Origin of the sequence: Streptomyces sp. NPDC002809 (assembly GCF_040295435.1) — a bacterium.
Lineage (GTDB): Bacteria > Actinomycetota > Actinomycetes > Streptomycetales > Streptomycetaceae > Streptomyces.
The window spans coordinates 14285-27192 of the sequence record NZ_JBEOVJ010000103.1 but is presented as its reverse complement, the minus strand read 5'-3'; the positions used below and the strand labels follow the sequence as shown (position 1 = coordinate 27192).

Sequence of the window (12908 nt, the reverse complement as noted above, 5' to 3'; positions counted from 1 at the left end):
CCATTAACCCCCCCCCCCCGGGGGTGGCGCCGCCCCCCCCGCCCCGGCCGGTTGTTTTCGCACCCGGGCGCCCGGGGGCCCCCCCCCCCCCCTGGGGGGCCGGGACACCACACGGTGTCCCGGCCCTCTCGCGTACCGGAAGAGCTAAATACCCTGCCACAGCGGCTTCGCCGCATACGTGGCGCGGAAGTAGTCCGCCAGCTTCAGCTTGGACGCAGCCGCCTCGTCGACCACGACCGTCGCGTGCGGGTGCAGCTGCAGTGCCGACGCGGGCACGATCGAGGCGATCGGGCCCTCGACCGTCTGCGCCACGGCGTCGGCCTTGCCCTCGCCCGTCGCGAGCAGGATCGGGTGGCGTGACTCCAGGATCGTGCCGATGCCCTGGGTGATGACGTGGTGCGGCACCTGCGCGATGTCGTTGTCGAAGAAGCGCGCGTTGTCGACCCGGGTCTGCTCGGTCAGCGTCTTGATCCGGGTACGGGAGGCGAGCGAGGAGCACGGCTCGTTGAAGCCGATGTGTCCGTCGGTGCCGATGCCGAGCAGCTGGAGGTCCACGCCGCCGGCCTCGGCGAGCGCCTTGTCGTACGCCTCGCAGGCGGCCTGGACGTCCTCGGCGGAGCCGTCGGGGCCCATGAACGAAGCCTCGGAGAGCCCGAGCGGTTCGACGACCTCGCGCAGCACCACGGAGCGGTACGACTCCGGGTGGCCCGCCGGCAGCCCCACGTACTCGTCGAGCTGGCAGATGCGGGCGCGCGACGCGTCCACGGCACCGGAGCGGACCCTGTCCGCCAGTGCCTGGTAGATGGGCAGCGGGGTCGAGCCGGTGGCAACGCCGAGAAGGGCGTCGGGCTTGCGGCTCAGCAGGGCGCCGATGGCCCCCGCGATCAGTTCGCCGCCTGCCTTGGCGTCCGGGACGATGACAACTTCCACGCGGGGCCTGCCGATCTGGAGTGAAGATATGTGGTATAGACCAATCTAGGGACAATCTAGCAGACCTCGCGCCCCTGGACACGGCCCCCGGGGCCCGTCGGGCAGACCTTTCGGGATGCCCGGCTGAGGCCGCGCCGGGAAGCCGTCCGCTGGCGGGCCCGCGGTGCCCCGTGTTCGACTTGACCGACGCATCGCGACACTCCCGGGAGGCACCAGACATGTCCGCCACGTACCCGGCCGGCAAGGGCGAACAGCCCGGCCGGATCATGTCCGGCGAGATGGCCGAGCAGCCCGAGATGCTCCGGCGCATCCTCGACCGGGGGGCACCCGCCATCCGGGCGGTGGCCGCCGAGATCGCGGCCAGGAAGCCCCGCTTCGTCCTGCTCACAGCCCGCGGCACCTCGGACAACGCCGCGCTCTACGCGAAGTACCTGCTGGAGATCACGCTCGGCATGCCCTGCGGCCTGGCTTCGATGTCCACGACCACCGCGTACGGCGCGAAGCCGGATCTGAAGGACGTACTGGTCATCACCGTGAGCCAGTCCGGCGGCTCGCCCGACCTGGTGGCGTCGACGAGGGCGGCCCGGGAGGCCGGCGCGGTCACGCTGGCGGTGACCAACAGCCCGGACTCACCGCTCGCCGCGGTCTCCGAGTACCACATCGACATCCTGGCGGGGCCGGAGAAGGCCCTGCCGGCCACCAAGACGTACACCGCCTCGCTGCTGTCCCTGTACCTCTTCGTGGAGGGTCTGCGCGGCGGCGACGGAGCGGCGGCCGCGATCCTGCCGGAGCTCGCCGAGGCGATCCTGGCGCGCAAGGACGAGGTCAAGGCCCTGGCGTCCCGCTACCGCTTCGCCGAGCGCATGGTCATCACCTCGCGCGGCTACGGCTATCCGACCGCCAAGGAAGCCGCCCTGAAGCTGATGGAGACGAGCTACATCCCCGCTCTGTCCTACTCCGGCGCCGATCTCCTGCACGGTCCGCTCGCCATGGTCGACAACATCTCTCCGGTGATCGCCGTGGTCACCGACGGCCGGGGCGGCAAGGCCCTCCAGCCGGTGCTCGACCGGTTGCGCGGCCGGGGGGCCGACCTCTTCGTGGTCGGCCCGAAGGCCCAGGTGGAAGCGGCCTCCGCGGGCTTCGTCCTGCCGACGGCCGGTGTGGCGGAGGAGGTCCAGCCGATCCTGGAGATCCTGCCGCTGCAGATGCTGGCCTACGAGGTGACGATCGCCCGCGGTCAGGACCCGGACGCGCCGCGCGCGCTCGCGAAGGTCACCGAGACGCGCTGAGGGGCGCGTGATCCGCCCCGGGAAACACCCGCGGGCCGCGGCGCCGGGCCGGGACCCTCAGCCCGACCAGCACCGCAGCCCGGAGCAGGACCGCCCTCACGGGCGATCGGTCCGGCCGGCGGTGTGCGGTGCCCCCGGCCGGGGGGAGGTACCGGCGCAGTCAGGGCAGAGAGCGCGGGTACCTCGTTCCGCTCTCCTGTGCGGGGAGAGCGGAGGCTCTGTCTTCAGCATTGTGGACTAGACCATTCGTCGTGTCCATCCGTGGTGCGCGACGATTTCCGGCCCTTCCTCCTGCACGTACGGGCCGGCCGTCCGGTTCGGAAGCTGTGCACATCCACGGGTACGCTCGCACACGTGCCCTCCATGAACGACCTCGTCCGCCAGCACACAGCCCTGAGTGACACCGACCTCGAGTGGCTCCATCTGCTGGTCTCGGAGTGGCAGCTGCTCTCCGACCTGTCCTTCGCCGACCTGGTTCTCTGGGTCCCCACCCGTGACGGTACCCGCTATGTGTCCGTCGCCCAGATGCGTCCCAACACCGGCCCCACCTCCTACCAGGACGACATGGTCGGCCATCTGGTGCCGCGCGGCCGCCGTCCGCTGCTGGACGCGGCGCTGGACGAGGGCCGGATCGTGCGCGAGGGCGACCCGGAGTGGCGCGAGGAGGTTCCCGTACGGGTCGAGTCGATCCCCGTACGCAGGGAGGGCCGGGTTCTGGGTGTCATCGCACGCAACACCAACCTGCTCACCGTCCGCACGCCGTCCCGGCTGGAGCTCACCTACCTTCAGTCGGCCTCCGACCTGGCCCAGATGATCGCGGCCGGGTCCTTCCCGTTCCCCGGCCAGCAGGTCGACATGGACGCCTCGCCGCGGGTCGGCGACGGTCTCGTCCGCCTCGACGCCGACGGTGTCGTCCAGTACGCCAGCCCCAATGGCCTCTCCGCCTACCACCGCCTCGGGCTCGCCTCCGACCTGGTCGGACAGCACCTCGGCGGGATCACCGCCGAACTCGCGCCCTCCCGGGGCCCGGTGGACGAGGCACTCGTCAAACTCGCCAGCGGTTACGCGCCCCGTGAGTTCGAGGTCGAGTGCGCGGGCGGTGTGATCCAGCTCCGTGCGATCCCGCTCAAGCCCAAGGGGGTCCGCATCGGCTCTCTGGTGCTGCTGCGGGACGTCACCGAACTGCGTCGCCGCGAGCGTGAGTTGATCACCAAGGACGCCACCATCCGGGAGATCCACCACCGGGTGAAGAACAACCTCCAGACGGTGGCCGCCCTGTTGCGCCTGCAGGCCCGCAGGATGGACTCCCCGCAGGGCCGCGAGGCGCTCAACGAGGCGGTGCGGCGCGTCGGTTCGATCGCCATCGTCCATGAGACGCTGTCCCAGAATCTGGACGAGCGGGTGGAGTTCGACGAGATCGCCGACCGGGTCATCGCCATGGTCGCCGAGATCTCACCGGGCAAGGTCACCTGCCGTCGCACCGGACGCTTCGGCATCCTCGACGCCGAAGTGGCCACACCGCTGGCGATGGTCCTCACCGAGGTGCTGCAGAACGCCCTGGAGCACGCGTTCGGCGTGGCCGAGTCCGGCACGGTCGAGGTGTCGGCGGTGCGCGGCGGTTCACCCACCGAGGGGCGGCTGCTGATCACCGTTCAGGACGACGGCTGCGGCCTGCCCGAGGGTTTCGACCCGCAGCGGGCCGGAAATCTGGGGCTCCAGATCGTGCGGACGCTGGTGGCGGGCGAGCTGGGCGGCTCGTTCGGCATGGTGCCGGCGCCCGAGCGGGGCACCCAGGTCGTCCTCGACATCCCGGTCCGCGTCGACAAGTAGGACGTACGCACAGCAGAGAGCCCGGACCGTTGGTGAACGGTCCGGGCTCTCTGGTCAATCATGCGCTTCGGGGGTACTGCGCGCTGCGACTCGGGGGGCGGGGTGATGCGTACACTCCGTACGCGCCGCCTGGCTGAGGTTCGTAGCGGGTGGCGTCGGTCAGGCGCTTGCGTTGCGCGCCCGGTTGCGAGCGGCGCGGCGCTTCATTGCGCGGCGCTCGTCCTCGCTGAGGCCACCCCAGACGCCGGAGTCCTGGCCGGACTCGAGCGCCCACTGCAGGCACTGCTCCATGACGGGGCAGCGACGGCAGACGGCCTTGGCTTCCTCGATCTGCAGCAGCGCAGGACCGGTGTTGCCGATGGGGAAGAACAGCTCCGGGTCTTCCTCACGACAAACGGCGTTGTGACGCCAGTCCATGGCTGCTACCTCTCCTTGGTATACGTACTGTGGCTTGTGAATGTGAACGCTTTCACGAATCCCCCCGCAGATGTCGGGCCGACGCCCAGATGAACTGGTTGTGGTCCTGTGTAGTGAGGAGGGGTTCTGGCTCTCAGTGGAGGCCGTTGTTGCGGGCCGTCCCGATCGCCATGTAGAGATTCGCAAACCTCGGCGACGGATACAACCCCTTCTGGAAAGTTTTTTTTGATTCCTCGGTGTCGGCTAGGTCACAGCCGTACTTCTAGAGGGTGGAAGCCAGTCCAAACGTTCGAGTTAAAGGACTTTGGTCCCTTCCGCTCACACAATCACACGCAGTGCACGGCGTACGCCTGTGAACGTCACACTCGTACGCAGCCCCAGGTGGTCACCGTCCATCTGGAAGGGCAGTGGAGCCTTTGAATGCAAGGTGAAGTCCGTGAGGTCATGCAGTGAAACAGCATGCTTGCCGCGCGGGCCCTTTTCGGGACTCGAAGTGAGCAGCTGGGTGGCGTAGCGGGTGACCGCCGCGGTGGACAGACGTTGCAGGCCCAGGACGTCCAGGGCGGTGTCGAACGATGCCTTCGGAGAGGCGTACATCGGCCGGTTCCCCAGGTAGGTCCAGGGGGCCGTGTTGCAGATTATGGAGAGCGCGAGGTCGGTGACCGGGTCCTGGCCGGGTACCTCGAGCGTGATCGTCCCCTGCCGCCGATGCGGCTCCTCCAGGAACTGGCGCATCACCTGGCGCACGTACAGCGCATGGGTCGAACGCTTGCCGCGTTCGCGCTGCTGTTCGACGCGGCCGATCACTCCGGCGTCGAATCCGAGGCCTGCGCAGAAGGTGAACCAGCGCTCCGGCACCGATTCGTCCTCCGTGCCGGGCGTACCGGCCGCCAGGCCCAGGCCCACGGTGCGCTCCGTGCGGTTGGCCAGTGCGTCCAGGATGGCGCCGGTCGCCTCCACCGCGTCGTTCGGCAGGCCGAGGGCGCGCGCGAAGACATTGGTGGAGCCGCCGGGAACCACGGCGAGTTTCGGCAGGTTGTCAATGTCGGGGCCGTTGTGGAGCAGGCCGTTCACGACCTCGTTGACCGTGCCGTCACCACCGAGCGCGACAACGAGGTCGATGTCGTCGCTGTCGGCGGCCCGTCGTCCCAGGTCGCGGGCGTGTCCGCGGTACTCCGTGGACACGGCCTCCAGCTTCATCTCGCTGGCCAGTGCATGAATCAGCACGTCACGGGTCCGCGCACTGGTGGTGGTGGCGGCTGGATTGACCACAAGAAGTGCGCGCATGACCGCCAGACTACCTACCGAGAGGTATCGGCCTGAAGTCCTGCCCGGTCACCTTCACGCTGAGTGACGAATGGGGTGCGGTCCGGCGGGGCGCGCGCACTGTCCGGGGGTGGTCCGGCGGTGTTCCGACCCCGGCTTCCCTTTCGCGTGCCGGGGATGCCAACCTGCAAGGGTGAGTACTCAGCAGAACGCGCCCTCGTCGATGCCCCTGGCCGAGCCGCCGAAGCCGGCCAGGCTCACGCTCGTGGCCGGACTCAACGCCCTCGAAGGTGCGGCCCTCGTCATCGGCGGTGTCTACATGCTGGTCATGGGGCTGCTCGGCCGCCCCGACAGCCCGCAGCAGGCCGAAATGGGCGGTCTCACGGTGATCGCGCTGGGGCTGATCCCGCTCTTCGCCGCCCGTGGACTGCTCCGGCGGCGCAGCTGGAGCCGTGGACCTGCGCTCATCACACAGATCATCGCGCTCCCGGTCGCCTGGACGCTGCTGCGGTCGCACGGGGTGCTGATCCCGGCCGGGATCGTGCTCGCCGCGGCGTCACTGACCGCGCTCTACCAGCTGGCGCGGCCGGCGACCATCGAGGCGCTCGGCATCCGCCGGCCGGGCGCGACGCCCGACGCGGACAGCGCCGACGCCTGAGGGGCCGCAGGGCGGCCCGGCAGCCGTCCGGTGGGCCCGGGCGCAGGGGCGACGCCGTCGGTGCGCCCCCGGCCCGACTACTCCTCGACGAGCAGCCGCTCGCGCAGCTGCGCGAGCGTGCGGGCCAGCAGACGCGACACGTGCATCTGCGAGATGCCGACCTCCTGTGCGATCTGCGACTGGGTCATGTTGCCGAAGAAGCGGAGCAGCAAGATCCGCTTCTCTCGTGGTGGCAGGTCCTCCAGCAGCGGCTTGAGCGACTCCCGGTACTCGACACCCTCCAGCGCCTCGTCCTCGGAGCCGAGGGTGTCCGCGACCGCGGGGGACTCGTCATCCGTGTCCGGCACGTCCAGCGAGAGCGTGCTGTACGCGTTGGCCGATTCCAGACCCTCCAGGACCTCTTCCTCGGAGATGCCGAGCCGCTCCGCCAGTTCGTGCACCGTGGGGGAGCGGCCGTGCTGCTGGGAGAGCTCCGCGGTCGCCGTGGTCAGCGAGAGCCGCAGTTCCTGGAGCCGGCGCGGCACGCGCACCGCCCAGCCCTTGTCGCGGAAGTGCCGCTTGATCTCGCCGACGACCGTCGGAGTCGCGTACGTCGAGAACTCGACGCCGCGCTCCGGGTCGAACCGGTCCACCGACTTGATCAGACCGATCGTGGCGACCTGGGTCAGATCGTCCAGCGGCTCGCCGCGGTTGCGGAAGCGTCGGGCCAGGTGCTCCACCAGCGGCAGGTGCATCCGCACCAGCCGGTTGCGCAGCTCCGCCTTCTCGGGCGACCCGTCCGGGAGCTTGCCCAGCTCGATGAAGAGCGCCCGCGCTCCGCTGCGGTCGTGTGGATCGTGGTGTTTGTGCTCGCTCATCTGGCCTGCCCGCTCCGCCTGCGACTGCTCCACCGCGACCGTAGTGCCGGCGGGCCCGTCCGCCCCGTCCACCGCACGGGGCAGGTCCGCCCCGTCCACCGGATGAGGCAGGGCCTGCTGTTCCGGGATGCCTGCTGCGCGCACCACCCCTGGTCGGATCGTCTCGTCCCGCACAGGACCGTCCCCGTTCCCGTTGCTCACGCCGGCCCGGGTCCCGCGCCGCGCTGTTTGTACAGGCTGATGCTGACCGTACGGTCAGCGGCGACCGAGGAGTCGACCTTTCCGGCCAGTGCGGAGAGCACCGTCCAGGCGAACGTGTCGCGCTCCGGGGCCCGGCCGTCCGTCGTCGGGGCCGAAACCGTCACCTCGAGAGAATCGTCGACGAGCCGGAACACGCAGCTGAGGACGGAACCGGGCACGGCCTGCTGGAGCAGGATCGCGCAGGCCTCGTCGACCGCGATGCGAAGATCCTCGATCTCGTCGAGAGTGAAGTCCAAACGCGCTGCGAGACCGGCCGTGGCCGTACGCAGCACCGACAGGTAGGCACCCGCAGCGGGCAGCCGGACCTCTACGAAGTCCTGATTCCCGGGCTCGCCTGCGATCTGGGACACCCTCACCTCCAAGGTGGCACAAACTCTTCGAGGATCCGGGAAGGGTCGCCCGGAGCCATGCGGTACGTCTTCGGTTCTTGGTCCGGCGACGCTATCGCGATCCATGATGCCGTGTCGCCGAGACCTCATCCCATGGGCGTCACTCATGGTAAGCCCATGAGCACACACAGTGGCTAGAGGTCTGCGGCGGTCAATTACGAACAACAGGCGCCGGTTTGACGTACCCAGACGTCAGACGATCGAACCGTCCTCGAAGCACCAGCGCCAGCTCTCGCCGGCCTCGAAACTCCGCATCACCGGATGGCCGGTCTCCTTGAAGTGCCCCGTGGCGTGCTGCATGGGCGACGAATCGCAGCAGCCGACATGGCCGCACATCAGGCAGAGTCGCAGTTGCACGGGGTGGGTGCCCGCCACGCGGCATTCGAGACAGGTCTCGGCGAGGGCTGCGGGCTCGGGGCGCGGCAGGTCCGGTACATGCGGGCACTCACTCATGATGGCCAGGTTACGACGGATGCGAGGACGTTGAGATGGACGCATTGCCACTGGTGGCACTGGTGGCGGCGAGTGCGGCGACGGCCGGTCTGGCCCGCCGGACGCCGGTGCCGGCCCCCCTGCTGCTGGTGGCCCTCGGGCTGATCGGTTCGTACCTGCCGGGCGTGCCGACGTACACGCTGGACGCGCACATCGTGCTGCCGCTCCTGCTGCCGCCGCTGCTCTACACGGCGGCCGTGGACAGCTCGTACCTGGACCTGCGGGCCAACATCCGCCCCGTCGCCCTGCTCTCCGTCGGCTACGTGCTGTTCGCCACCGTCGCGGTGGGCTGGCTGGCATACCGGCTGGTGCCCGACCTGCCGCTCACGGCCGCGCTGGTGCTGGGCGCCGTCATCGCCCCGCCGGACGCCGTCACCGCCGCGGCCATCGCCCGCCGGGTCGGCCTGCCCGCGCGGGTCACGACGATCCTGCAGGGCGAGTCCCTGGTGAACGACGCCACCGCGATCACCGCCTACAAGGTGGCGCTCGCCGCGGCCGTGGGCGAGGGCATGAGCTGGGGCGGCGGGATCGGCGAGTTCCTGCTGGCCTCGGTCGGCGGGGTCGGCGTCGGCCTGGTGCTCATGGTCCCGCTGCACTGGCTCCGTACGCACCTCACGGAGCCGCTGCTCCAGAACACCCTGTCGCTCCTGATCCCGTTCGTCGCGTACGCCGCCGCCGAACGCGTGCACGCCTCCGGAGTGCTCGCCGTGGTCGTCGTCGCGCTCTATCTGGGCCACCGCTCCTGGCAGGTCGACTTCGCCACCAGGCTCCAGGAGGCCGCCGTCTGGAAGATGGTCGCGTTCATCCTGGAGTCCGCCGTCTTCGCCCTGATCGGCCTCCAGCTGCCCTTCGTACTGAAGGGGCTCGGCGCATACGCCGTGGCCGAGGCCCTCTGGTACGCGGTGGCGGTGTTCCTGGCGGTCGTCGTGGTCCGGTTCATCTGGGTCTATCCGGCGACCTACGTGCCACGCCTGCTGTCGAAACGGATCCGTGAACGGGAACCCGAGACCGACTGGACCTCGCCGCTGATCGTCGGCTGGGCCGGGATGCGCGGGGTCGTCTCGCTCGCCATCGCCTTCTCCATCCCGCTGGTCACGAGCGACGGCGAGGCGTTCCCGGCGCGCAACCTGGTGCTGTTCCTGACGTTCACCACGGTCATCGGCACCCTGGTCGTCCAGGGGCTCACCCTGCCGGTCATGGTGAAGGTCCTGAAGCTTCCGGGCCGCGACCGGCAGGCCGAGACGCTCGCCGAGGCACAGGCGCAGAGCTCGGCTTCCACGGCCGCCGAGGCGCGCCTGGAGGAACTGCTCGCAGATCAGCGCAATTCCCTGCCCCAGCCGCTCACCGACCGGCTGCGCACCGTCCTGGAGCGCCGCCGCAACGCCGTCTGGGAACGGCTCGGTGCGCCCAATCCCGTGACGGGGGAGTCGGCGGACGACACCTACCGGCGTCTGGCCGGCGAGATGATCGAGGCCGAACGCGAGGTCTTCGTACGGCTCAGGGACGAGCGCAGCATCGACGACGAGATGATGCGGACCCTGCTCAGGCGTCTCGACCTGGAGGAGGCCGCGGCCTACCGGGAGGACGCGGACTGATCGTCCGGGCGCCCCGTGATCACGGCCGCGACGGCGGTTCCGGCGGGGAACGCGCCCTCCCCGGCCAGCACGGTCAGCGCGTACAGGAGCTTGGCCACATAGAGCCGCTCGACCGGCAGCCCGTGGCGGTCCTCGAAGTCGTCGGCGAAGGCATGCAGCGCGGGTGTGGTGCGGGCGTATCCGCCGAAGTGGAAGCGGTCGTCCAGGGACCACGCCCCGGCCGGGCCGCCGAACGCCTCCTGCTGGAGGTCGCGTACCGCGTCCCCGAGGAAGCCGCCGCGCAGGACCGGGACGCCGAGGGCGCGCTGCCCCGGTGCCAGTCCTGCGGCGAGTCCGGCGAGGGTGCCTCCGGTGCCGCAGGCCACCGCCGCCACGTCGGCTGCTCCGCGCAGCTCGCGCCCGAGCTCTGTGCAGCCCTGTGCGGCCAGAGCGTTGCTGCCGCCCTCCGGGACGACCTCGCACTCCCCGTAGGCGCTCAGCAGGCCGGTCAGGACCTGTGGATCGGCTTTGGCGCGGTACGTCTGCCGGTCCACGAAGTGCAGCCGCATGCCGTCGGCCGCGCACCGGGCGAGCGAGGGGTTGAGCGGGCGGTGGGCGAGTTCGTCGCCCCGGACGACGCCGACGGTGCGGAAGCCCAGCAGCCGGCCCGCGGCGGCCGTGGCCCGCAGGTGGTTGGAGTACGCGCCGCCGAAGGTCAGCACGGGACGGCCGGCGGCGGCGCGGAGGTTCGGGGCGAGCTTGCGCCACTTGTTGCCCGGCAGGTCCGGATGGATCAGGTCGTCACGCTTGAGGAGCAGCGTCACGCCATGACGTGCGAAGCGCTCGTCCTCGGCCGGCTGCAGGGGCGAGGGGAGCACCGGCCGCAGACGGGAGAGTCCCGGGTCCTGTCCGGGAACCGGCGCGTCGGGGGGCGTGGTGGGCATGTCTCCATTGTGGCCGGGGCCGACTCCGGCCGGAGCGGACCCCGGCCGGAGTCGGCCCCGGGCTACTTGAGGCGGTCGTGGATCCGTGCCCGCATGGCGGTCATCGAGAAGCCCCGGGGGTCGACCTTGCCCGGCTGCCACTCGCGGTGGCCGATGACCGACCGGGACGTCCAGTGGTGGTGCCGGCAGATCGCGGCCGCCGCCTTCTCGATCGCTTCGAGCTGGACGTCGGGCCAGGGATCCTTGCCATTGCCGAGGTTCTCGCACTCGAAGCCGTAGAAGTGCCGGTTCCCGTCGGTGTTGGCCTCGTTGTCCGACGGCAGGCGCTTCTCGGCGATGACGGCACGCAGCACGTCGTCGTCGCCGAGCCCGGCGTGGTTGGTCCGTCCGTAGCCGACCAGGTGGACCCGGCCGTCCTTGGCGATGACGCCGTGGCACAGCGGCCCCGGCAGTGCGGCGTGTCCGTCACGGCAGACCCGGACGGTCGCGGCGGTGCCACTGGTGGCCGTGTGATGGATCATCACGCCGTTGACCGGTCCCCAGGGGCCCTTGTGGTTGCGGTTGTGCGTGCGCCAGTCGCCGACCTGGACGACGGTGAGCCCTTCGTCCTTGAGGGCGTCGAGGAAGATGCTCGCGGACATGGGTGAGGACATGACCGACTCCTTCGTGCGTGGGGGGAGTGTGTCCGTACAGCGCTTGTACCCGACGGACGGGGCCCCGGACCAGTTACGAGGGGATTCCGGGGCCCTGTTCGGGCACTGTGCGAGCCGATCCGGTCAATTCCGCGAGCTCTGTGCGGGGTTCAGCCCTGGGCGAGCCACAGGTCGGGACCGAACACCTCGTAGTGGATGTCGGCCGCCGGGACCCCCTTGGCGAGCAGCTGGGTGCGCACGGCCCGCATGAAGGGCAGCGGGCCGCAGAGGTACGCGTGGGTGCCCGACGGGACCGCCATGCCGGTCAGGTCGACCAGACCGGTGCGGTCCGCCGGGTGGCCCGGCTCGGGGTCCTCGTACCAGAAGTGCGCCGAGGCGTCCGGCAGTTTGGCGGTGAACAGGGCGTGGTCGGCGCGCAGTGCGTGGTCGGCGGGGGAGCGGTCGCCGTGCACCACGGTCACCGGCGCGCGGTGACCGGAGTCCGCGAGGTGCTCCAGCATCGACAGCATGGGGGTGCAGCCGATGCCCGCGGAGGCGAGCAGGAGGGGGGCATCGGAGGACTTCAGTACGAGGTCGCCGTACGGGGCCGAGACCCTGAGCCGGTCGCCGGCGCCGACCTGCGCGTGCAGGTGCCGCGATACCTCGCCGTCGGGGGCGCCGTCGCCGTGCACCCGCTTGACGGTGAACGAGCGAAGTGCCGAACCGGGGGCGGAGGTGAGGCTGTACTGGCGTATCTGGCGGGCGCCGTCGGGCAGTTCGACCTGCACGGACACGTACTGGCCGGGGCGGAAGGCCGGGGCGGGGGCGCCGTCGGCCGGGCGGAGCTGGAACGTGGCGACGTCCGCGGTCTCCTCGGTGCGGGAGACCACCTCCCAGTCGCGCCAGACGTCGCCGGCGACGACGCCCTGCTGTGCGTACAGCCGGTCCTCGATGGCGATGAGGGCGTTGGCCATCAGCCAGTAGACCTCGTCCCAGGCGGCCGCGACCTCGGGGGTCACCGCGTCGCCGAGCACTTCGGCGATGGCCGCGAACAGGTGGGTGTGCACGACGTCGTACTGGGCGGCCGTGACGCCGAGTGAGGCGTGCTTGTGCGCGATGCGGTCGAGCATCACGTCGGGACGGGTGCCGGGGTGTTCGACCAGCTGGGTCGCGAACGCGGCGATGGAGCCCGCGAGCGCCTGGCGCTGGGCGCCGGAGGCCTGGTTGCCGCGGTTGAACAGGTCGCGCAGCAGTTCCGGGTGGGCGTCGAACAGCTTGCGGTAGAAGAGATCGGCGATGTCCCCGATGGCGGCGCCGACAGCGGGAAGGGTGGCACGGACAGTGGCGGTCGACGGCTCGGAGAGCATCG

At 70.5% G+C, this 12908-nt stretch carries 13 protein-coding genes; 4 read left to right on the top strand and 9 right to left on the bottom strand.

Annotation, left to right across the window (positions count from 1 at the left end):
* Window positions 1-144: 144 nt before the first annotated feature.
* On the bottom strand, window positions 145-930 hold the full coding sequence (nagB, locus tag ABT025_RS35355; protein ID WP_351002762.1) for a glucosamine-6-phosphate deaminase: 786 nt from the start codon (window positions 928-930) through the stop codon (window positions 145-147).
* Window positions 931-1148: 218 nt separating this feature from the next.
* Between nagB and ABT025_RS35350 the strand changes: the two genes are divergently transcribed.
* A complete protein-coding gene (locus ABT025_RS35350; RefSeq protein ID WP_351002761.1) occupies window positions 1149-2219 on the top strand; it encodes an SIS domain-containing protein in 1071 nt (356 codons plus the stop codon).
* Window positions 2220-2582: 363 nt separating this feature from the next.
* On the top strand, window positions 2583-4049 hold the full coding sequence (locus ABT025_RS35345) for a sensor histidine kinase (protein WP_351002766.1): 1467 nt from the start codon (window positions 2583-2585) through the stop codon (window positions 4047-4049).
* Window positions 4050-4208: 159 nt separating this feature from the next.
* On the opposite strand, the gene ABT025_RS35340 is transcribed toward ABT025_RS35345, so the two are convergent.
* Together ABT025_RS35340 and ABT025_RS35335 are read right to left on the bottom strand one after the other, a co-directional pair.
* Window positions 4209-4466 carry a WhiB family transcriptional regulator gene (locus ABT025_RS35340; protein ID WP_003953983.1) on the bottom strand — a complete coding sequence of 86 codons (258 nt, stop codon included), beginning with the start codon at window positions 4464-4466 and terminating at the stop codon, window positions 4209-4211.
* Window positions 4467-4784: 318 nt separating this feature from the next.
* Window positions 4785-5753, bottom strand: coding sequence for a diacylglycerol/lipid kinase family protein (locus ABT025_RS35335; protein WP_351002760.1), 969 nt, complete (start codon window positions 5751-5753; stop codon window positions 4785-4787).
* 244 nt (window positions 5754-5997) lie between these two features.
* Here ABT025_RS35335 and ABT025_RS35330 point away from each other — a divergent pair, with 244 nt between their 5' ends.
* Entirely contained in the window at window positions 5998-6390 is a 393-nt protein-coding gene (locus ABT025_RS35330) for a hypothetical protein (protein WP_351002765.1), read from the top strand.
* A gap of 77 nt (window positions 6391-6467) precedes the next feature.
* On the opposite strand, the gene ABT025_RS35325 is transcribed toward ABT025_RS35330, so the two are convergent.
* The 3 genes from ABT025_RS35325 to ABT025_RS35315 all read right to left on the bottom strand — a co-directional run bounded on the left by ABT025_RS35325 (window position 6468) and on the right by ABT025_RS35315 (window position 8350).
* Complete coding sequence (locus ABT025_RS35325) at window positions 6468-7448, bottom strand: RNA polymerase sigma factor SigF (RefSeq protein WP_502972101.1); 981 nt, start codon at window positions 7446-7448, stop codon at window positions 6468-6470.
* Window positions 7445-7858, bottom strand: coding sequence for an ATP-binding protein (locus ABT025_RS35320; RefSeq protein WP_275537014.1), 414 nt, complete (start codon window positions 7856-7858; stop codon window positions 7445-7447). The genes ABT025_RS35325 and ABT025_RS35320 overlap by 4 nt, the downstream gene beginning before the upstream one ends.
* 231 nt (window positions 7859-8089) lie before the next feature.
* Window positions 8090-8350 carry a UBP-type zinc finger domain-containing protein gene (locus ABT025_RS35315; protein ID WP_351002759.1) on the bottom strand — a complete coding sequence of 87 codons (261 nt, stop codon included), beginning with the start codon at window positions 8348-8350 and terminating at the stop codon, window positions 8090-8092.
* A 35-nt stretch (window positions 8351-8385) separates the two neighbouring features.
* Here ABT025_RS35315 and ABT025_RS35310 point away from each other — a divergent pair, with 35 nt between their 5' ends.
* On the top strand, window positions 8386-9984 hold the full coding sequence (locus ABT025_RS35310) for a Na+/H+ antiporter (RefSeq protein ID WP_351002758.1): 1599 nt from the start codon (window positions 8386-8388) through the stop codon (window positions 9982-9984).
* Here ABT025_RS35310 and ABT025_RS35305 read toward each other — a convergent pair.
* The 3 genes from ABT025_RS35305 to ABT025_RS35295 all read right to left on the bottom strand — a co-directional run bounded on the left by ABT025_RS35305 (window position 9963) and on the right by ABT025_RS35295 (window position 12906).
* Window positions 9963-10907, bottom strand: a complete 945-nt coding sequence (locus tag ABT025_RS35305) for a 1-aminocyclopropane-1-carboxylate deaminase/D-cysteine desulfhydrase (RefSeq protein ID WP_351002757.1) — start codon at window positions 10905-10907, stop codon at window positions 9963-9965. The two genes, ABT025_RS35310 and ABT025_RS35305, sit on opposite strands and share 22 nt — an antisense overlap.
* A gap of 62 nt (window positions 10908-10969) precedes the next feature.
* Entirely contained in the window at window positions 10970-11560 is a 591-nt protein-coding gene (locus tag ABT025_RS35300) for an N-acetylmuramoyl-L-alanine amidase (protein ID WP_351002756.1), read from the bottom strand.
* A 149-nt stretch (window positions 11561-11709) separates the two neighbouring features.
* Window positions 11710-12906, bottom strand: a complete 1197-nt coding sequence (locus ABT025_RS35295) for a globin domain-containing protein (RefSeq protein WP_351002755.1) — start codon at window positions 12904-12906, stop codon at window positions 11710-11712.
* Between the last annotated feature and the right edge of the window lie 2 nt (window positions 12907-12908).